Origin of the sequence: Parazoarcus communis (assembly GCF_003111645.1) — a bacterium.
GTDB classification, from domain to species: domain Bacteria; phylum Pseudomonadota; class Gammaproteobacteria; order Burkholderiales; family Rhodocyclaceae; genus Parazoarcus; species Parazoarcus communis_A.
On the sequence record NZ_CP022187.1, the window covers coordinates 3,543,228 to 3,563,230 of the forward strand.

The 20,003-nt window shown below is 64.8% G+C and carries 18 protein-coding genes; 11 read left to right on the top strand and 7 right to left on the bottom strand.

Features of this window, described 5'->3' with window-relative positions; translation table 11 throughout:
* Positions 1-29 precede the first annotated feature (29 nt).
* The gene (locus CEW83_RS16185) at positions 30-587 is read right to left on the bottom strand and encodes a histidine phosphatase family protein (RefSeq protein WP_108951475.1); all 558 of its coding nucleotides are present in this window, start codon (positions 585-587) and stop codon (positions 30-32) included.
* A 247-nt stretch (positions 588-834) separates the two neighbouring features.
* On the opposite strand from CEW83_RS16185, the gene CEW83_RS16190 reads away from it, so the two are divergent.
* The 7 genes from CEW83_RS16190 (at position 835) to stpA (ending at position 12,285) form a co-directional block, all read left to right on the top strand.
* A complete protein-coding gene (locus CEW83_RS16190) occupies positions 835-1,491 on the top strand; it encodes a c-type cytochrome (protein WP_108951476.1) in 657 nt (218 codons plus the stop codon).
* Between the two features lie 79 nt (positions 1,492-1,570).
* The gene (locus CEW83_RS16195; RefSeq protein WP_108950261.1) at positions 1,571-3,577 is read left to right on the top strand and encodes a TonB-dependent receptor plug domain-containing protein; all 2,007 of its coding nucleotides are present in this window, start codon (positions 1,571-1,573) and stop codon (positions 3,575-3,577) included.
* Positions 3,574-4,122, top strand: coding sequence for a YfiR family protein (locus CEW83_RS21110; protein WP_234418864.1), 549 nt, complete (start codon positions 3,574-3,576; stop codon positions 4,120-4,122). The genes CEW83_RS16195 and CEW83_RS21110 overlap by 4 nt, the downstream gene beginning before the upstream one ends.
* 2 nt (positions 4,123-4,124) lie before the next feature.
* Positions 4,125-6,050: a putative bifunctional diguanylate cyclase/phosphodiesterase gene (locus tag CEW83_RS16205; RefSeq protein ID WP_108950262.1), complete on the top strand. Its 1,926-nt coding sequence runs from the start codon at positions 4,125-4,127 to the stop codon at positions 6,048-6,050.
* 114 nt (positions 6,051-6,164) lie between these two features.
* Positions 6,165-9,563, top strand: coding sequence for a PAS domain-containing protein (locus CEW83_RS16210; protein ID WP_108950263.1), 3,399 nt, complete (start codon positions 6,165-6,167; stop codon positions 9,561-9,563).
* A gap of 84 nt (positions 9,564-9,647) precedes the next feature.
* A complete protein-coding gene (locus CEW83_RS16215) occupies positions 9,648-10,940 on the top strand; it encodes an MATE family efflux transporter (protein ID WP_199915141.1) in 1,293 nt (430 codons plus the stop codon).
* A gap of 67 nt (positions 10,941-11,007) precedes the next feature.
* Positions 11,008-12,285: a glucosylglycerol 3-phosphatase gene (stpA, locus tag CEW83_RS16220; RefSeq protein ID WP_108950264.1), complete on the top strand. Its 1,278-nt coding sequence runs from the start codon at positions 11,008-11,010 to the stop codon at positions 12,283-12,285.
* Between the two features lie 24 nt (positions 12,286-12,309).
* Here the strand turns inward: stpA and CEW83_RS16225 are convergent, their stop codons facing one another.
* Together CEW83_RS16225 and CEW83_RS16230 are read right to left on the bottom strand one after the other, a co-directional pair.
* Positions 12,310-12,642 carry a Rieske (2Fe-2S) protein gene (locus CEW83_RS16225; protein ID WP_108950265.1) on the bottom strand — a complete coding sequence of 111 codons (333 nt, stop codon included), beginning with the start codon at positions 12,640-12,642 and terminating at the stop codon, positions 12,310-12,312.
* Between the two features lie 102 nt (positions 12,643-12,744).
* On the bottom strand, positions 12,745-13,242 hold the full coding sequence (locus CEW83_RS16230; RefSeq protein ID WP_108950266.1) for a hypothetical protein: 498 nt from the start codon (positions 13,240-13,242) through the stop codon (positions 12,745-12,747).
* A gap of 59 nt (positions 13,243-13,301) precedes the next feature.
* On the opposite strand from CEW83_RS16230, the gene CEW83_RS21115 reads away from it, so the two are divergent.
* Positions 13,302-13,454, top strand: a complete 153-nt coding sequence (locus tag CEW83_RS21115; protein ID WP_159099479.1) for a hypothetical protein — start codon at positions 13,302-13,304, stop codon at positions 13,452-13,454.
* Positions 13,455-13,478: 24 nt separating this feature from the next.
* Positions 13,479-13,847: a hypothetical protein gene (locus tag CEW83_RS16235; RefSeq protein ID WP_108950267.1), complete on the top strand. Its 369-nt coding sequence runs from the start codon at positions 13,479-13,481 to the stop codon at positions 13,845-13,847.
* Positions 13,848-13,876: 29 nt separating this feature from the next.
* Here the strand turns inward: CEW83_RS16235 and CEW83_RS16240 are convergent, their stop codons facing one another.
* Positions 13,877-14,347 (bottom strand): hypothetical protein, encoded by a 471-nt coding sequence (locus CEW83_RS16240; protein ID WP_234418866.1) that lies wholly within the window; start codon positions 14,345-14,347, stop codon positions 13,877-13,879.
* Between the two features lie 169 nt (positions 14,348-14,516).
* Here CEW83_RS16240 and CEW83_RS16245 point away from each other — a divergent pair, with 169 nt between their 5' ends.
* Positions 14,517-14,843 (top strand): hypothetical protein, encoded by a 327-nt coding sequence (locus CEW83_RS16245; RefSeq protein ID WP_159099480.1) that lies wholly within the window; start codon positions 14,517-14,519, stop codon positions 14,841-14,843.
* A 22-nt stretch (positions 14,844-14,865) separates the two neighbouring features.
* Here the strand turns inward: CEW83_RS16245 and CEW83_RS16250 are convergent, their stop codons facing one another.
* Entirely contained in the window at positions 14,866-15,840 is a 975-nt protein-coding gene (locus tag CEW83_RS16250; RefSeq protein ID WP_108950270.1) for a 2-dehydropantoate 2-reductase, read from the bottom strand.
* A 170-nt stretch (positions 15,841-16,010) separates the two neighbouring features.
* On the opposite strand from CEW83_RS16250, the gene CEW83_RS16255 reads away from it, so the two are divergent.
* A complete protein-coding gene (locus CEW83_RS16255; protein WP_108950271.1) occupies positions 16,011-16,895 on the top strand; it encodes a Dyp-type peroxidase in 885 nt (294 codons plus the stop codon).
* 50 nt (positions 16,896-16,945) lie between these two features.
* Here the strand turns inward: CEW83_RS16255 and katG are convergent, their stop codons facing one another.
* Together katG and CEW83_RS16265 are read right to left on the bottom strand one after the other, a co-directional pair.
* A complete protein-coding gene (gene katG, locus CEW83_RS16260) occupies positions 16,946-19,156 on the bottom strand; it encodes a catalase/peroxidase HPI (protein WP_108950272.1) in 2,211 nt (736 codons plus the stop codon).
* A 188-nt stretch (positions 19,157-19,344) separates the two neighbouring features.
* Positions 19,345-19,953, bottom strand: a complete 609-nt coding sequence (locus tag CEW83_RS16265; protein WP_234418868.1) for a gamma-glutamyl-gamma-aminobutyrate hydrolase family protein — start codon at positions 19,951-19,953, stop codon at positions 19,345-19,347.
* Between the last annotated feature and the right edge of the window lie 50 nt (positions 19,954-20,003).

Genomic DNA, 20,003 nt, shown 5'->3' on the forward strand with positions numbered 1-20,003 from the left:
GCCGCGACCGCGTCCCGCCGCTGCGCGGGTCACGGCAAGGGCTGAATACGGCCCGCGAGTTCGAGCGCGTCGCCGGCGATGCGCATGACGACGAGTTCGCCCGAAGCCGGATAGACCCCACTCAGCGCCGTGATGTTCACCTGGTGGGTGACCAGGATCAGTGGCCCCGCTGCGGTGTCCGCGTCCCGCACCAGGGCGCGCACGGCGGCGCTGCGCTCCGCGGCGTGATCGCGCTCGTTGAAGAAGGAGTCCAGCGCCGGCGTCGGAATGACCGGGCCGAGGCCGAGCAGGCGAGCGGTGTCGAGGCAGCGGCACCAGCGACTCGAGTGGATGGTGGCGCGGGTGATGCCCTGCGCGCGCAAGCGTTCGCCGGTGGTGGCGGCCTGAGCGCGCCCGGCGGGGGAGAGGTTGCGCTGGGTGCTGCAGTCCCCGAGCACGAAGCCCGCCGGGTCTCCGATGCCGGGGGCGGGCGCATGGCGCATCAGCGCCACATGTCCGCCCGCACGGAGGGCCGCCCAGAGGGATTCGTCATCGGCGATCGCCCCTGTGCTGAACAGCAACAACAGGCAGGTCATCAGGTTTCTCATGCTGGTCTCCATTCTTGCATTTCACGAGCGGTGCTGTGCGGGCGCGCCGCAAGTCCGGCTTGCGTCCGACGCGCGCCGGGTTTGCGCCTGATCAAGCCTCCACCGTTAGCCCCTAGGTAGAATCCCCGAGCGCGCACCAGTGCGCGTAGAGCTACGCTGAGGGCCGCAGCATGATGTTCGAAGGCTATGTCTAAAGGTATAGAATTCGATGGCATGTTCAGGGCTGTTGATTGTCAGGAGAATGTTGATGTCTCATACGAATGCCAGGCCGTTTCTGGCCTCGGCCTGCTGCCTGCTTGTGCTCGGCGGGCTGTCGCTACCGTCGTTCGGCGCGGCAGATGCGGTTGCGGCAGACAAGCTGGTCGCACAACTGCAACGCAGCCCGGCCGATCTGCAGGCGGCGCAGGCCGAGGGCAGAAAGTCCTCGGCTTTCTGCGCAAACTGCCACGGCGAGACGGGCATCAGTCGCTATCCCGAAGTCCCCAACCTGGCTGCTCAGCATCCCGACTATCTGCTCAGGCAGATCGATGCCTTTCTGACCGGCAAGCGCAAGAATGAGTTCATGCAGGGGCTGATGAAGGTGCTCAGCGAACGCGACAAGGCAGCCATCGTGCTTTTTTATGCGGCCGCTCCGGTGCAGGCCGCGACTGCGCCCGGCCCCCGTGCCGCGGAGGGTGAGGCGCACTTTGCCAAGCTGTGCGCGCGCTGCCACCGCGACGATGCACGCGGGGGCGACACGTTTCCCCGTCTGGCCGGGCAGCAGCGCGAATATGTCCGCCTCAGTCTGACGCGCTATCTGACGCAGTCGGGAGAACGTTTCTATGCGCCGATGACGGCAGCCGTCACCCAGCTCGGCAGGGACAACATCGACGCCGTCGCCGACTACCTCTCCGGGCTGAAGTAGGGGCCGCTTCAGGCGAACCGTCACGGCATGTGCCGCACATTCGGCATGTGAATCAAACGCCGAAACCGGCTTGGAAACAATGAATCAAGATGCCGCACAGAAACTGACGCAGGACCGGCGGCTACGATCGCTTGTTCTCGCCCTTGCAATCGGATTCGCGTCCCATGGCAGTGGCGTGTCTGCCGCAGTGGCTGATGAGCTCGAGCTCGCCGAGCTGTCACTCGACGACCTGCTGCGAATTGAAGTCGTGGGTGCGACGCGCTACGCGCAGCCCCTGGCCGACACCCCCGCCTCGGTCACGGTCATTGGCGCTGACGAGCTGCGGAACCAGGGCTATCGCAATCTCGGTGAGGCGCTTTCCACCGTGCCCGGCGTGTTTACGTCCAGCGATCAGAACTATACGTACCTCGGCGTCAGGGGCTTCAACCGCTCCGGCGATTACAACTCCCGCGTGCTGCTGGTCACCGACGGCGCCCGGCGCAACGACGCACTTTTCGATCAGGCCCTGATCGGCAATGAGTCTCCGGTCGAGATCGACTGGATCAAGCGCCTTGAGTTCGTGTCCGGCCCGTCCTCGGCGGTCTATGGCGGCAACGCGCTGTTCGGGATCATCAACCTGGTGATGCTCGACGGTGGCGATGTCAATGGCACGCGAGTCAGTGTCGATGCGGGCAGCGGGCAGAGCCGGCGCGTCGGCGTGGTCGCCGGCCAGCGCATGGAGGGCGGGGGCGACTGGTTCCTTGGCTTCGCCGCCTACGGTGCCGAGGGCAAGGACCGCTACTACCAGGAATACGACAGCGGCCTGAGTGACGGCTGGGCGCGCGGCCTCGACGGTGAGCACTACCGCAAGGTCTATGGCAAGTTGAGGCTTGGCAACTGGCGTCTGCTGGGCAGCTTCGCGACGCGTGAAAAGGCGATGCCGGGCGCGCCATATGGCACGGTTTTCGGCGAACCCGGCAGCGAGATCCTCGACCGCAGTTCGCTGATTGAGCTGTCCCACGATGACACCCTGAGCACCGGGTGGCGGCAGCATTTTTCGGTCTTCAGCGGTGCCTACCTTTACCGGGGGGACTACCGCTATGTGGGCGGGGTTGCCAATCGCGACGAGGCTGTCGCCGACTGGAGCGGACTGAACTACCGGCTGAACGGAACCGCAGGTGAAGATCACCGCTGGATGCTGGGTACCGAAGCGCAGTGGAACACCACCCTGAAACAGCGCAATTTCGATCGGGATCCCTACACAGAGGTCCTGAACACCAACAGCCCGTCGAGCACGTTCGGTGTGTTCGTGCAGGACGAGTGGCGTTTCCGCCCGCAGTGGCTGCTCAATCTGAGTCTGCGTCACGACAAGCACAGCGACTACGCCGCAATCGTTTCGCCCCGGCTTGCGCTGATCTACCAGCCCGACCGGGATCTGACCCTGAGAGCGGCCTACATGCATTCGTATCGGCCGCCCAATGCCTACGAACGCTACTATGCCGACGGGGTGTTGCAGAAGGCAAATACGGATCTCGATCCCGAGTGGATCCGCAGCGTCGAGCTCGCGGCCGATGTTCGTCTCGGTCGCAGCGGCCGGGCCGGGGTCAGCATCTACCGCAACGACATCTACGACATGATTGCCGAGCAGCTCGACGCGAACGACGGAATGTGGGCCTATGCCAATCTGCCGCGAGTACGGGTTCATGGCGTCGAAGTCGATGCCGAACACAGCTGGTCGGGCGGGTATGTGCTCCGCGGCAGCCTCGCATGGCAAGGTTCGCGCCTGAACGAGGGCGGCAGCCTGAAAAACTCGCCGGCCCTGCTCGGGAAGGTGGTGTTCTCGATGCCGCTGGATCTGCGCTGGAAGCTGTCCGGCCAGTGGCTGGGCATGACGTCCCGCCAGTCGAAAGCGGATCGGGTTTCCGGTCACGGCGTGCTCAACGTCGTGCTGTCGTCGGCCCCGTTTGCCGGTTGGGGCGAGTGGAGCGTCGGCATCTACAACCTCACGGATCAGCGCTACACCGACCCGGCCTCGTCTGCCTTCGTGCAGGACAGCATCGACCAGGACCGGCGGCAGATTCGCGTGCGCTGGCAGGTGGCGCTGTGAGCCTGTCTGCGATGCGTTGTCTCGTTCTGGTCTGCGCCGCCGTGCTGGCGTTCGCGGTCGCGCTGCCCGGCCATGCGATTGCTCAGCATCGGGCGCCCGAGCCCGACCTCAAGGCGGCCATCCTGATCAACATGCTGCTGTTCATCGACTGGCCAGTGACCGGCGCGCAGTCGGACAAAGCCCTGTCGGTGTGCTACTTCAGGGACAGTCCGGTTGCGGACGCGCTGGTCGTGCTCGATGGCAGGATGATCCGCAACAGGCTGCTCAGCGTGAAGCAGGTCGATGCCAGTGCGCTCGGCCGTTGTCATGCAGCCTATCTTGCGCCGGGCGACAATGCGCTGCTGAGCCACATGCGCGGCGACGTACTGCCCGGCGGCGTGCTGCTTGCCGGTGACACGCCGGGCTACCTTGACCGTGGAGTCATGATCAACCTCGAGCTGGCCGCGGGGAAAGTCGCCTTCGATGTCGACCTGTCTGCACTGCGCCGCTCCGGGCTGAGCCTGAGCTCGAAGGCGCTGCGTCTTGCGCGTTCGGTGAGGGAGTAGGCATGCCCTTCGCACACCGCATTCCGCGCGCTCACCGCCTGAGTTTCCTGTCGACCGGCCTGGCACTGCTCATTGCCTTCGTCCTGCTGATCGTTCATCAGTATTTCGTCGGGCGCCAGGTCCTGCTTGACGACCTCGCGACCGAAGCGGCGATCATCGCCGAGAACAGCAACGCTGCGGTGGTGTTCAATGATGCCGGCGCAGCGGGCGAGATCATTGCGGCCATCCGCCTGACGCCGCGCATCCTGTCGGGGGCACTGTACCGTGCCGACAACAGTTTTCTGGCCTCGTGGCCGGAGAATGATCCTGCGTTTCCGCCCTCGCTGGAGCCGGACATCGACGGCGACTGGCTCGGCGCCAATGCGTTGCCGAGCGAAACCACGCTGGGTCTGATGGGTGGGGTGATGCGCGAATCGGTTCGGGTGGAGGATGGCACCGTCGGCACCCTGATCCTGAATGTGGATTTCAGCTCCCTGTACTGGCGCCTGCTCGAATATGCGGGCGGTGTGCTCGGTATTGCATCGGTGGCGCTGAGCCTCGCCTATCGTCTCACCAGCAGGTTGCGCAAGCAGGTGTCCAGCACTGAACGACGCCTGGAGCGCCTCGCCCTGTACGACCATGTCACCAGCCTGCCCAACCGGCGCCTGTTCGAACAGGAGTTGCGCAAGGCTGTTGGCCGTGTCGGGCGCGACGCGAATTCGGCTGCGCTGCTTTTCCTGGATGTCGATGACTTCAAGAAGGTCAACGACTCTTTCGGCCACGAGGTCGGTGATCAGGTGCTGTGCATGATCGGGCAGCGCCTGTTGCACACCGTGCGCAACGGCGATGTCGTTGCGCGCATTGGCGGGGACGAGTTTGCCGTGGTGCTGTTCGATATCGGTGGCCCGGACAATGCGGCAATGGTGGCCCGTAACCTGATTGCGGCGATCGGCAAGCCGTTTTCGACCGAGCCCACGCCGACCCATATCGGGCTCAGTGTGGGCATCGCCATGATGCCGGTCGATGGCGACGATCCGGCTGCCTTGCTGCGCCACGCCGACATGGCGATGTATGTCGCCAAGGCACAGGGCAAGAACCGCTTCCAGTTCTTTTCCGAGGCGATTGACGGCAAGGTGCGCCAGGACCTCAGGCTCGAGTCCGCCTTGCGTCAGGCGCTCGAAAACAATGGCACTGGCCTCTGGGTCGCCTATCAGCCCAAGTTGTGCGCGAAAACGCGAGCGGTGGTCGGTGTGGAGGCGCTGACGCGCTGGCGCATGCCGGATGGTCAGGTGGTTTCGCCGGGCGAGTTCATTCCGGTGGCGGAACGCACGGGCCTGATCTCCGCGCTCGGCGACTGCATGCTGGAACGGGTCTGCACGGATCTCGGCGTTCTGAGAGGCGCCGGTTTCGAGTTCCCCACGGTCGCCGTCAACGTGTCCTCGCACCAGCTGCTTCAGGGCGAGGCCCTGGTTGAGCACTTCTGCGACACGATTGCCGCCCACGGCGAATCCGTGTGCAGGTTCGAGGTCGAGCTCACCGAAAGTGCATTGACCGATGCGCGTGGTGCCACGGTGCTCGAGGCGTTTCGCGTTGCCGGCTTCAAGCTGTCCATCGACGACTTCGGCACCGGCTACTCGTCGCTGGGTTATCTGAAGCGTTTCGATGTGAGTACGCTGAAGATCGACCAGGGCTTCGTGCGTGACCTGCCGGCGGACCAGGAGGGTGCGGCGATCGTCATCGCCGTCATCCAGATGGCGCATGCACTGGGCATTGACGTGGTGGCCGAGGGTGTCGAAACCGAGGCCCAGGCAGACTTCCTGCGTGCCAACGGATGCGACGTGCTGCAGGGCTATCTGCTAGGCGTACCGATGCCGGTGAGCGAACTTGCAGAGTATCTGCACAAGCACCGGACGCTTGCAAAGCGTGTGCTTGCGGGGCATCCGATCTGACCGCTACTGTGCACAATCGCGTGGATGGCAAGCGGATGTGTCGGCTATCATGCGTCTGCCGATGTCTATAGCTAAAGCATTATTGCCTCGTGTCGTGGAAGGAGCCGGGAGCCAATGAGGGTTCTCGCTTCGCTCAAGTACGTGCTGTCGCCACGCGCTGTCATCGGCTGGGCGGTGCTGCTTGTGGCCCTGTTCATCTACTGGGCTTCGCTGCTGCAATCGAACGAGCAGCAACTGCTCGATGCCGAGCGTCAGGCCCGCCTGCGCGCCGGCCAGACGGCACAGGCGCTGGCCGCACAGGTCGAGTCGATGGTGCTCGATATCGATCATATCGCGCGCAACATGGCGTCGGCGTGGATTTCGGGTGACGATGAGCGCTTGCGCCAAGCCGTTGTCGAGGCGAGCGACGCGCTTCCTGAAGGGGCGCTGGTTCAGGCCAGCGTGGCCGACGGCGAAGGCTACATGGTGTTCTCGAATCTCGGCCTGCCCGCTGAAGGTGAATCCCGGGTGTCCATCGCCGACCGCGCCCATTTCAAGGCGCACGGGTCCGGCATCGTGCCTGCGCTCTACATCAGTCACCCGGTCTTCGGTCGTGTGTCGCAGCGCTGGTCGGTGCAGTTCTCCCGGCCGGTCCTGACGCATGGCGTGTTTGCCGGCGTCGTCGTGATCTCGATCTCGCCGGAGTATCTCGCCCAGTCTTTCCGTCAGATCTTTCCCGATCCGACCGACGTGGTGGCGTTGCTGCGCGAAGACGGGGCCTATCTGACGCGTTCGCACCTGCTGGAAGAGGTGCTGGGCAAAAGCGTTCCCGACGTGCGGCCCTTTATCGGTGACCTCGGGGCGCAGCAGGGCAGTTACGATGCCGTTGCCGCCGTGGATGGCGTGGAGCGTTTCTACGCCTGGCAGCGCGTGGCAGCTTACCCGGTGGTCGTCAGCCTGGGGCTGGACAAAGGCGTGGCGATGGGTGGGATCGCGGAAGCCGTCGATGCGGCGGTCCTGCACAACCTGTTCGGTTCGGCGCTGCTCTTGCTGGCCGCGGCCTGGATTACCTGGCTGTTTGCGCAGAAGCGTCGCGACTTTGCACATCTGAACGAAAGCGGGGAGCGCTTTGAACTCGCTCTGCGCGGGGGAGACCTCGGATCGTGGGACTGGGATCTTGCGAGCGGCAGGATTCAGGGCAATGCGCGCTGGGCGCAGATGCTGGGTTATGACGAGGACGAGGCCGAGCATGACCTCAAGTCTCTGTCCAGGCTCACGCACCCGGACGACTGGGACGCCGTGCAGTCTGCGCTCGATGCGCATTTCCGGGGCGAACGCGACTATTACGAAGCCGACTACCGGGCGCGTCACCGCGACGGTCACTGGGTCTGGGTGCATAGCCGTGGCGAGATCATGGCACGCGACAAGAACGGCGACCCAGTGCGGATGGTTGGCACGCATCTGGACATTACAGAGCGCAAGCTGGCCGAAGCGCGCGAGCTCGATCTGCGGGCGCGGCTGTCCAAGCTGGTCGAGCAGGTGCCGGGGATGGTGTATCAGTATCTCGAACGCACCGACGGCACGTCCTGCTTTCCTTACGTCAGCCCCGGGGTTATCGACATCTATGGCATTTCGCCGGCTGAGGTCGAGGTATCGGCAGCAAGAGTCTTTGCCGTCATTCATCCGGACGATCTGCTGCGGGTGAAGGCCTCGATTCGCGACTCGGCCCGTCAGCTCTCCATCTGGCGCTGCGAGTATCGCGTCTGTACCGAAGACGGCAAGGTTCGCTGGCTGCTCGGGCATTCCAGCCCGGAGCGCACGCCCGAGGGCCATACACTGTGGCATGGCTACATTCAGGACGTGAGCGAAGCCCACGCAGCGGCCGACGCCCTGCGCCACAGCGAAGCGCGTCTGCGCCTCACCGTGGCCGCGGTTCGGGACGGCTTGTGGGAGTGGGATCTGGATAGTGGCGAAGCGCAATGGGATGCGCGCTGCTACAGCATGGCGGGATACGCCGAGGGCGCCATCGAGTCCACCCACGACGCGTTCATGGCGCTCGTTCACCCCAGGGACCGGGCGCGCATCAAGTCGAGTCTGTCCAATCAGATCCGCTTCAGGCCGGATGAGGTCGCCACCGAAGAGTTCCGTGTAAAGAAGGGATCGGGCGACTGGCTGTGGATCGAATGGCGGGGAAGCGTCGTCGAGCGTGAACACGGTGTCCCGAAAAAGATGATCGGCACCATTACCGATGTCACCCAGAGGGTGGCCGCCAACCAGTTCCGGCGTGCGCTGCTGGACCAGAATGCGGCGGCAATCGTGGTGTCCTCCCCTGACCGGTATGTGCTGTATGCCAATGAGCGCGCACACCAGATCTTTGCGCCGCCGGGGGAGATGCTGCAGGGGGTGGAGTTGCGCACCCTGCATGTCGACGATGCGTCGTGGCAGGCCATGGGCGGGTACGTCGACACGCTGCGTGCAAGCGGGTTTGCGCGCTTCGAGTATCCGCTGCGCGACGCCGACGGCAAGGCGCGCTGGTTCGACATGCATGGCACGGTGCTCGATCAGGAGCAGCCCGACAGCGAGATGCTGTGGACCCTGGTGGATATCACCGAACGAAAGGCCGCAGAAGCGGCGCTCATCACCGAGCGCACACGTCTGACCGCACTGCTCGAGCGCTTTCCCGGTGGCGTACTGCTGGAAGACTCGGCCGACCGGATCGTGATGGTCAACCAGGGCTTGTGCGAGCTGCTGTCGATTCCCTTGCCGTCGTCTTCGCTGGTGGGCATGACGCGGCAGTCGCTGGGCGAGCGCTTTCCCGAACTCGACCTGAGATGGCTGCAGCTCGAAGAGGGGGCGCACGTTGGGCTGGCACACACGATCGAAATCGACGCGGCGGGCAACCAGGCGTTTGAAGTCGATTGGGTGACGATCATGCATGGTGACGAGCGCCTCGGCCATGTATGGCTGGTGCGCGACATTACCGGGCGTAAGCTCTATGAAAGAAAGCTCGCCGCCCTGGCGGCCACGGACCCGCTGACCACGCTGCCCAACCGCCGCAGTTTCATGGCCGAGCTCGAACGCACGGTGGCCGAACAGCAGAGCGTGGACGACCGTCCGGGTGCCCTGTTGATGCTGGACATCGACCACTTCAAGCGGGTCAACGATACTTACGGTCATCCGGTAGGCGACCGCGTGCTCAAGCACCTGGCAGACGTGATCACCAAGGTGTTGCGGCGAGAGGATGTCGCCGGGCGCCTGGGGGGCGAGGAGTTTGCCGTCCTGCTGCGCGGTACGACGAACGAGACGTCCTTCGGCCTGGCCGAACGTTTGCGGTGGGCGGTATGCAATGCGCCGCTCGATTGCGACGATGGCCTGATCCAGATCACGATCAGTATCGGCCTGGCCGTGTTTGATGGCGCTCCGGCAGAGAGCATGCTATCGCGTGCCGACCAGGCCCTTTACGAAGCCAAGGAAGGCGGGCGTAACCGGGTGTGCATGTGGTCGGGGGGCGGGCGTCTATTGAGCGCCGGATAAGGCAGGAATTTCCTGCACTTCATTCCACCGCCACGCCTGAACGGTTAGGCTTCGGCCGGTCGCCCCCAACGCCCCCTGTCTTTCATGGATCACCGGACTGTTCTCCGCATCGCCCTGCCGGTGATGCTCTCCAACGCGTCTACGCCGCTGATCGGCGTTGTCGACACGGCCATCGTCGGGCGCATTCCCGATCCCGCCTATATCGCAGCAGTGGCGCTGGGCGCACTGGTGTTCACTTTTGTGTTCTGGGGCTTCGGCTTCCTGCGCATGGGCACCACGGGCCTGACTGCGCAGGCGCTAGGCAGCGGCGATACCGAAGAGCTGGTGGCCGGGCTGGGGCGGGCCTTGCTGATCGCCGCGGTGGTCGGAGCTGCGCTGGTCGGCCTGCAGTGGCCGATACGCGAGATCGCCTTTGCGCTGCTCGAAGCCAGCGACAGGACCGAGGGCCTGGCGCGCAGCTATTTCGATATCCGCATCTGGGCCGCACCCGCCACCCTGGCCAACTATGCGCTGCTGGGCTGGTTCATCGGGCTGGGCCGCACCGACATCGGTCTGGTGCTGCAGCTGGTGCTGAACATCGTCAATATCGCGCTCGACGCCTTCTTCGTGCTCGGGCTGGGGCTCGACGTGCGCGGTGTGGCGCTCGGTACCCTGTTTGCCGAATACTTCGCCGCCTTGGTCGGGCTGGCGATCGCCGTGCGCTACATGCGCCGTCACGGCGCGCAGCTGCGTTTTGGCAATCTGCTGGTGACCGAGCGGCTGAAGCGCACGCTGGCGGTGAACCGCGACATCATGATCCGCTCGCTGGCGCTGATCTTCGTATTTGTCTGGTTCATGGCCCAGGGCGCACGCTATGGCGATGTCACGCTGGCTGCCAATGCAGTGCTGATGCAGTTCGTATCGATCAGCGCCTATTTTCTCGACGGGCTCGCCTTTGCTGCAGAGGCCCTGGTGGGGCGTGCGCTGGGTGCGCGCGACCGCGCCGGCTTCCGTGCGGCGGTCCGCGTCAGCACCCTGTGGGCGGTGTTCGTCGCCCTGCTGGTCAGTAGCGTCTACTTCGTTGCAGGGCCCTGGGTGGTGGATGCACTCACCACCGACCCGGAAACCCGTGCGGCGGCCCGCATCTATCTCCCGTGGGCGGCTCTCGCGCCGCTTGCGGGCGTACTGGCCTTCCAGCTCGACGGCATCTTCATCGGTGCCACGCGCAGCATCGAGATGCGCAACGCCATGCTGTTCTCGACCGCGGTCTTCGTGCTGGCCTGGTGGCTGTTGCAGCCCTGGGGCAATCACGGCCTGTGGGCTGCGCTCTATGTGAACTACGTGGCGCGCACGTTCTCGCTCGGCTGGTATTTCCCGGCGCTGGCGCGGCTCGACTGAGGCGTGCGGGCAGGGCCCGCAGCCGTGGTGTTCGGGTGTGGCCTGCTGCAGGCGATAGAATGAGGCCATGACACATGCCGCTCCTGCCTTTTCGCTCGACCATGCCGGCCTGCTCGGCGCCCTTGCCGCCCACGACAGGCTGCTCATCATCCAGGACCTGGACGGTGTCTGCATGGGCCTTGTTCGCGACCCGCTGACCCGCAGCATCGAGTCCCGCTACGTCGAAGCGGCGCGCAGGCTCGCGGGGCAGTTCTACGTGCTCACCAATGGCGAACACGTCGGTCGCCGCGGCGTGAATGACATCGTCGACAAGGCGCTCGATGTGCCTGCCGATGCGCAGGATCACGGCCTCTATCTGCCTGGACTGGCCGCTGGTGGCGTGCAGTTTCAGGACCGTTACGGGGCGGTGTCGCACCCCGGCGTGAGTGACGATGAGCTGGCCTTCCTGCAGGCCGTGCCCGCGCGGGCAGAGCGCTTTCTGCGCGAACTGCTGGCGACGGCGCCGTTCGGGCTCGATGCGGGCGAGATTGACGACGCAGTGGCGTCGACCGTGCTCGACAACATCGCTTCGCCCACCATCAACATCAACCAGCTCTACCACCGCTTCGGCGCACAGCCCGCGCGCTACCGCCAGCTGCAGCAGGCAGTGGAAGCGTTCATGGACGGGCTGCAAAGCGAGGCGGCGAGTGCCGGGCTCGAGCAGGCCTTCTTCGTGCACCTCGCGCCCAATCTCGGCACGGATGCGCAGGGCCGCGAGCGCATCAGGCATGGCGACGCCAGCAGCGCCGGCACCACCGATTTCCAGTTCATGATCCGGGGGGCGGTCAAGGAGGTCGGCGTGCTGGTGATACTCAATCAGTACTACTTCGAGCACACCGGTCACTATCCGCTGGGCGAGCACTTCAACGCCCGCCAGGCTCCGCGCGATCACGGCGAACTGCTGCAACTTGCGCGCACGCACTTCGATCCCGCGCACATGCCGCTCATCGTGGGGGTCGGCGATACGGTCACGTCCAGTACGCAGACGGTGGACGGGCAGCGCCTCCAGTTGCGTGGCGGCAGCGATCGCGGCTTTCTCACGCTGGTACAGGCGCTGGGCGAAACCTTCGGCGCCGGCAGCACCGTGATCTATATCGACAGCAGCGGTGGCGAGGTGCGTCGTCCCGGACTGGACGCGAGCCATCTGCAGCTGCATGCCGCGGACCCGGCGCTCGAACCCTGGCCCGCGCTGGAGGGCATCACCGACCCCGCTGACCCGCTGCGGCTCGATTTTGTGTTCTGTGGCGGTCACGCGCAGTACGTGCCCTTCTTCTGCGCCCTCGCCGAGCGTCGCGCACCACGCTGACCGCGGCGTGCGAGTGTTGCTGGCTTACGCCGCTGACGACGCTGTGCTGGCGTGCGTTTCGATCTCCACGATTCCGTCGACCACGCGCAGCGGGATCTTCGGCAGGCTGCATTCCTCGCCCCGCACGCAGCTGCCGTCGCGCCCGTCGAACACCCACTCATGGACGGGACAGGTGAGGTAGCGGCCGTTGAACTCGCCACGGTAGAGCGGAACGTTCTGATGCGGGCAGAGCCCGTTGAAGGCCTGCAGCTCGCCGCCTTCCGGCCACAGCAGGATGACTTCGCGTCCTTCAACGGTGTAGGGCGCCGCATCGCCTTCCATCAGGCTGCTCAGCCTGCACACCGGGGTGTAAGGCATGTTTCGATCTCCGTCGGGTTTGAGACAGGAAGGCGGGAGTTTGCCCTCGACCTCACGCGACGAGCAATTCTGGGGCCTGTTCCGTGATTGAGGCGCGTTCGACTACTCGTCGACATGACGTTCCAGATCGCCTGCGCGGCGTTCCCGCAGCCGCCACGCCTCCGCCAGTTTCACGATCTGCGCGCGCAGCACGTCGCCCATCCCGGTGTCGGCGCTGTGACTGAGCGCTTCCAGGCTGCGCGCAATCCGGCGTGCATCGGCGTGCGGCGTGGCAATCGCCTGGCGCGAAAGCAGGGCGAGCAGTCCGGCAAGCGCGGGCTGATGCTCGATGCTGCCGCCACCGCAGGCGGCGGTGCCCCCCGGGCTGTCGAGCAGGGCGCCAAGTTGCTCAAGTGCCTTGCGGCCGCTGGCCGCCGAGCGCGGACTGCCGGTGGCGAGGTGGTGAGCGATGCTGTTGCGCAAGGCCTCGATGAGCGCGTCGAGCTCGTGGGGCGAGGATGCGGTGTGGTCGTGGGTGATGGGCATGTTGCGGGTGTCCTCCTTCATGTGCATGGTGGCGCTTCGGCCATTCGGGCAGCGCAGCGCTGCAGTTGGCACCATCCGTGCTTATTCGATTCCCGATCTGAATCACGCAAACGTATCGCAGCGAAGGAGCAAGCATGCTGTCAGTGGAAGAAGCGCGGGCGCGTCTGAAGACCAGACCCCTGCCGGCCAATCCGTGGGTGTTCGCAAGCGATGAGGCAATCATCATCAAGGCGGACTACACCGACACCATCGAGCGCATGCTGCGCTGGGTGCCAAGAACCCGATAGAGCCCGCGCCAACGGTGCTGGATCGTGCCCCTGTCCGGGCTGGAACTGGTGCGCTCCGTGTTGCCCGAACTGAGCCGGCTCGCCGAAGCCATGCAGGAGACACCCGTAGCACCCGAGTCGGCACCCACCGCGGGCAATGTCGATGGCGACGACGCCGAGGCCAGGACGTGGTTCCGTGACAGCGCACGCTTGCTGTATGGCAGCGACTGGCAGCGTGAAACCGCACGCGCCCTTGGTCGCGATGAAGCTGCGCTTGCGTGCTGGCTGGTCGGTGAGGGCGTCATGGAAGACTCGCCGGCAATCCTGCTGAACGAAATGCTCGCGCTGATGCGCCGGCGCAGTGTCGATATCAGCGCCGCGGCCGATGTGCTGGCGCAGCGCATCGCGTCATGAACACCTGCGTCCGCAAGCGTCCGGTGACATCAGAGCGTGCGCACCTGGTCGGCGTTTGCGGCGAAGGCAAAGTGATCGGCGCGATCGAAGACCTCGGTGGGGACATCGTAGACAAACTGGTTCTCGAACCAGGCGCTGGCGTAGGGCATGAACACCGTGTTTGCCGGCAGTTCAGTCAGCGTATCGCCGCCGCCCAGCAGTGCCGAGCCAAAGCCGCTGTTGCCTGCGAGCGGTACATTGTCGTCACCGAAGACCTCGAACTGAACAAAGATCTTGGCCGCTTCGACACCGCCCTCGGATGTCTTGATGCCGGTGACGCGGATGTTCTGGAAACGGCGCCCGACCGTGCCGTCATCGAGGAACTGGAAGAACTCCTGGAGTTTGCCTTTCTTGACCACGGTGCTTTCCAGAACGGGCACACCCAGTTGCGTCATGCTCAAGCCTTTGGGTTTGGCGTCCTTCAATTCGATCTGTGTCGTCTTCTCAGCCAATGCGGGCACGATGTTCTCCATGGTTTGGTTGTCGACAAAGGTGCGACAAAAGCGCGACAAAAAGACCGCCTTGCGCGCTGCATGGAGCCGATAAGCAGGTTCGATGCCAATCCGCTGCGCCCTCCGACCCTGACCGGGTGGCGCGCTCCATCACCCATTTCCCGGAAACATGTTCAACATGAAACAGCCCCCACTCCTGCAACGCCTGAGAGCGAAGAAACGCAGTCAGGCGATGATCGTCGGCCTCACCTGGTACACAGAAGAAACCTGGGCACAGGTCAAGGCATGCGCCACCGACCCCGAGTGCTTCGAAGACTCGTTTGAAAAATGGAAGGCGATGGCGGTCAGGGCGCGCAGGGAATTTCAGCGCGCGGGCGTGCGGGCCATCGAGTGCCAGATTGTTCCCGATGAGTTGTCAGCCTGGTGTGTGCTGAACGGGCAGCAGAACAACGCGACGTCGAGGGGCGAGTACGTATCGGAAAAGCTGAGCGCGAGCGTTGGATAGATCGGGCGGGGCCGCCCCGCGCCTAGCGCAGGCCGCGGCTCTGTGCGAACACCCTCACTAGGCCGAGCAGGGCCGAAATGTTGGGGACGGCAATGCCGGCCTTGCCCGCAATCTCGTGCACCACGCTCAGCAACGCGTCGATTTCAAGCCTGCGTCCGGCTTCGACGTCCTGCAGCATCGACGTCTTCATGGCGCCCATGGAGCGCGTGATGTCGTTGCGTGCTGCCGGCGCCTGGCCAACCGGGCAGCCGATGTACTCCCCGATGCTCGCGGCCTCTTCCATGATGCTGACGCAAAAGGCATTTACCAGCGGATCGTCGAGCAGGCGGTCCGAGGTGGCGCCGGTGAGTGCCGAGATTGGATTCATGGTCATGTTGCCCCAGAGCTTGAACCAGATCTCGCGCTGAATGTGTTCGCTCAGGGTGATGTCGAGCCCCGCGTCGGCGAGCGTTGCCGCCACCGCCCGGGTTGCGTCGGAGGGGGCTCCAAAGGGCTCGCCGATGATCAGGCCGTTTCCCATTTTCTGGATGCTGACACCGGGTTCGGCAGTGCTGCAGGCAATGTGCACGACACAGCCGATGATCTGCGCCGAAGGGATCTTCGAACGCAGCGCGTTTTCCGGGTCGACGCTGCTGAGCACCGCGCCCTCGAGCGGCCCCGGAAGCCCGTCGAAAAACCACCAGGGCACGCCGTTCATCGCGGTCATGACCTTCGTTTCGGGGCCGATCAGGGGTGCAATGCCTGCAGCGACTGCTGCCATCGCCGGCTCCTTCACGGCCACGATCACCAGATCCTGCGGGCCGAGTTCGGCCGGGTCCGCCACCGCACGCACCGGGTAGTGAGTGCGCTTGCCGTCGGCCTCAAGCCCCAGTCCATTGTGCTGGAGCGCGTCGAAGGTGGCACTGCGCGCGACGACCGACAGTGCGCGTCCGCTGGCGGCAATGTGCGCGCCAATCACCCCCCCCACGGCTCCCGCGCCATACAGGCAGATTCTCATGTGTGCTCCCGATCAGCATGTGCGATTGATGTCCACAGTTTGGCGGTGGACGGCCGTGCCTGACAACATCAGAAGGGATTCTGCTGCCCGGTGGCGTGATTCGACCTTGCCCCTGCTTGCACCGGGTGGCGTGCGACGTAGAATCGCTGTTTTAGCTATCAGGATATGCGATGGGCCAATTCCAGAAAGGCATTCTCGCCCCGCTGCCCGCACAGGCTCGTCATCTTTTCTTCGCCATCGAATCGATCGAAGCACTGCCTTCCGCGCTCGATGCGCTGGCGGGGCTGGTGGATGGCGAGTCGACGGTGGCAGGTTTTGGCGAGTCGGTGCGTCATGCGCTGTCGGGTTCGCTGGACGGGCTGCGGGTGTTCCCGCCGATCTCGGGCGTCGGTGTCGACGTACCTTCGACCCAGCATGCCCTGTGGTGCTGGCTGCGCGGCGAGGATCGCGGCGAACTGCTGCACCGGGCACGCGCGATCGAGGCCGCAGTGGCGCCGGCGCTGGTGCTGGTGCAGGCGACCGACACCTTCTGCTATGACAACGGTCGCGACCTGACCGGCTACGAAGACGGCACCGAGAACCCCGAAGGCGACGACGCGCTGGCCGCGGCTTTTGTCGCAGAGGGCGCCGGACCGGGTGCGGCAGGTGGCAGCTATGTCGCGGTTCAGCACTGGCGGCACGCGCTCGACACCTTCGCCGCCATGCCGGCGGCGGAGCAGGACAATGTCATCGGGCGGCGCAGGAGCGACAACGAGGAACTCGACGATGCGCCGGCGTCCGCGCACGTGAAGCGTACGGCGCAGGAGAGCTTCGAGCCCGAAGCCTTCGTGCTGCGGCGCTCGATGCCGTGGGTGGAAGGGCGTGAGGCGGGGCTGCTGTTCGTTGCCTTCGGCCATTCGCTCGACGCCTTTGAGGCGCAGTTGCGACGCATGGCGGGGCTGGACGATGGCATCACCGATGCGCTGTTCCGTTTCAGCCAGCCGACGACGGGCGGCTATTACTGGTGCCCGCCGATGTGCGACGGGCAGATGGATTTTCGGGTGATGACGGGCTGAGACGAACTCGGCGCAAGCCCGTGGGCCTGCGCCGAACTCGCTCCTGGACCTTACTTCAGGTCGAAGCGGTCGAGGTTCATGACCTTGGTCCAGGCTGCCGCAAAGTCGCGCACGAACTTCTCCTTCGCGTCTTCCTGCGCATAGACCTCGGCCAGCGCACGCAGCTGCGAGTTGGAGCCGAAGATCAGATCCACGCGCGTGCCGGTCCATTTGACCGCGCCCGTCCTGCGGTCGCGTCCCTCGAACTTCTCCCCGCTCTCGGAGGTCGGCTTCCAGGTCGTCCCCATGTCGAGCAGATTGACGAAGAAGTCATTGCTCAGGGTCTGGGCACGTTGGGTGAACACGCCGTCCTTCGAGCCACCGGTGTTGGCGCCAAGCACGCGCAGGCCACCGACCAGCACCGTCATTTCGGGCGCGCTCAGCTTCAGCAGCTGCGCCTTGTCCACCAGCATGGCCTCGGGCGGCACGGTGTAGTTCGCCCTCCGGTAGTTGCGGAAACCATCGGCCTCGGGCTCCATCACCGCGAACGATTCCACGTCGGTCTGCGCTTGCGACGCATCGGTGCGCCCCGGCGTGAAGGGCAGGTCCAGCGCATGACCACCGGCCTTGGCGGCGGCCTCGACAGCGGCGTTGCCGGCCAGCACGATCAGGTCGGCCAGCGACACTTTCTTGCCACCGCTCTGCGCGGCGTTGAACGCCTGCTGGATGCCTTCGAGCGTCGACAACACCTTGGCCAGCTGGGCGGGCTGATTGACTTCCCAGTCCTTCTGCGGCGCAAGCCGGATGCGCGCACCGTTGACGCCGCCGCGCATGTCCGAGCCACGGAAGCTCGAGGCCGAAGCCCATGCGGTGGCCACCAGTTCGGCAATCGACAGGCCGGATGCCAGCACCTTGGCCTTGAGTTCGGCGACGTCGTTGGCGTCGATCAGCGGGTGGTCGACCGCGGGGACCGGGTCCTGCCAGATCAGGTCTTCGGCCGGGACTTCCGGGCCGAGGTAGCGCGCCTTCGGCCCCATGTCACGGTGAGTGAGCTTGAACCAGGCTCGCGCAAACGCATCGGCAAACGCCTGCGGGTCCTTGTGGAAGCGACGCGCAATCGGTTCGTAGATCGGATCGAAGCGCATCGACAGGTCGGCCGTGGTCATCATCGGCGGATGCTTCTTCGACGGATCGTGGGCGTCGGGAATCATGTGCTCCGGCTTCACGTCCTTTGCCACCCACTGGTGGGCGCCGGCCGGGCTCTTGGTGAGCTCCCATTCGTAGCCGAACAGCATGTCGAAGTAGCCGTTGTCCCACGTCGTTGGGTTGGGTTTCCACGCACCTTCGATGCCGCTGGTGGTGGTATCGCCACCCTTGCCGGAGCCAAAACTGTTGATCCAGCCCAGCCCCTGCTCTTCGATGGGCGCACCTTCCGGTTCAGGGCCGACGAGGGCGGGGTCTCCCGCACCGTGCGCCTTGCCGAAGGTGTGGCCGCCCGCGGTAAGCGCGACCGTTTCTTCATCGTTCATCGCCATGCGGGCGAAGGTCTCGCGCACGTCACGGCCGGATGCCACCGGGTCGGGATTGCCGTCCGGGCCTTCCGGGTTCACATAGATCAGGCCCATCTGCACTGCGGCGAGCGGGTTTTCCAGTTCGCGGTCGCCTGAGTAGCGGCTGTTGGGCTTGTCGCTGGTGGCCAGCCATTCCGCCTCTGCGCCCCAGTAGATGTCCTCTTCGGGCTGGAAGATGTCGGCGCGGCCACCAGCGAAGCCGAAGGTCTTGAAACCCATCGATTCCATCGCGCAGTTGCCGGCGAGAACCATCAGGTCGGCCCATGAGATCTTGTTGCCGTACTTCTGCTTGATCGGCCACAGCAGGCGGCGCGCCTTGTCGAGGTTGCCGTTGTCAGGCCAGCTGTTGATCGGTGCGAAGCGCTGGTTGCCGGTGCCTGCGCCACCGCGGCCGTCCGCCGTGCGGTAGGTGCCGGCGCTGTGCCAGGCCATGCGGATGAACAGGCCGCCGTAATGGCCCCAGTCGGCGGGCCACCAATCCTGCGAAGTCGTCATCAGCGCGACGAGGTCCTGCTTCAGCGCAGCGAGGTCGAGCTTCTTGAATTCTTCAGCGTAGTCGAAGTCCTCGCCCAGCGGGCTGGAAGCCGGCGCATGCTGGTGCAGGATGTTCAGGTTCAGCTGGTGCGGCCACCAGTCACGATTGGAACGCGTTCCAGCCGCAGCACTCGCGGCATGATGTCCTGCGAATGGGCACTTGCTTTCGTTGCTCATGGTTGTCTCCTGTCTTAACTGTTGGTCTTGGTTCGGGCTGGGTCGTGTCGTCAACATAGCTCTGCTGTATGGCCATTTCTATCGAATTAAATTCATTGGAGTCTTAGGGAAAATGTATCGATGATGGCCAAGTTAAAAAGATTTTCCCTATCGCGAGCTCGTTCCGCACAAGCGCTGCGAGCCGCGCTTTACGTGTTGTGCCCGTTTTCTCTGGCACGGCGGGTGTCGGCGTATTGCCGGGCGCTGTCAACCAGTGCCTTAAACAGTGCTCGGTGGGTGACCATGGGTAGCAGAAACTCCGGGTGCCATTGCACGCCCAGCAGAAAACCATAGTCAGGGTCTTCGATGGCCTGCACGATGCCGTCGAGGTCGCGCCCGGATATACGGAGTCCTTCGCCGGCGCGATCAATGGCCTGGTTGTGCAGGCTGTTGATGCGCTGCGTACCATCCCCGACCAGGCGCGCAAGCATTGAGCCGGACTCGACGTGCAGCCGCTTGAGCGGCAGCACCGTCCAGCGGTTCGAGGTGCGACGGCGGCGCGAACGCAGTTCCTGGAAGAGGCTGCCGCCGCGGAATACGTTGAGGAGTTGCGCGCCGCGGCAGATGCCGAGGATCGGCAGCCGGCGCGCCAGCGACAGCTCGATGACGTGCATCTCGAGGGCGTCGCGCTCAGTGTCGTGGAGGGGTTCGACCTCGGGTTCGGCGGCATAGAGGGCAGGATTGACATCATGGCCGCCCGTGATCACGACGCCGTCGTAATGATGCTGCAGCGATCTGTCACTCGGGCGGATGTGCACAGGTTTTCCGCCGTACCATCGCACGGCACCGGCAACGAGCGCCCGCGGCC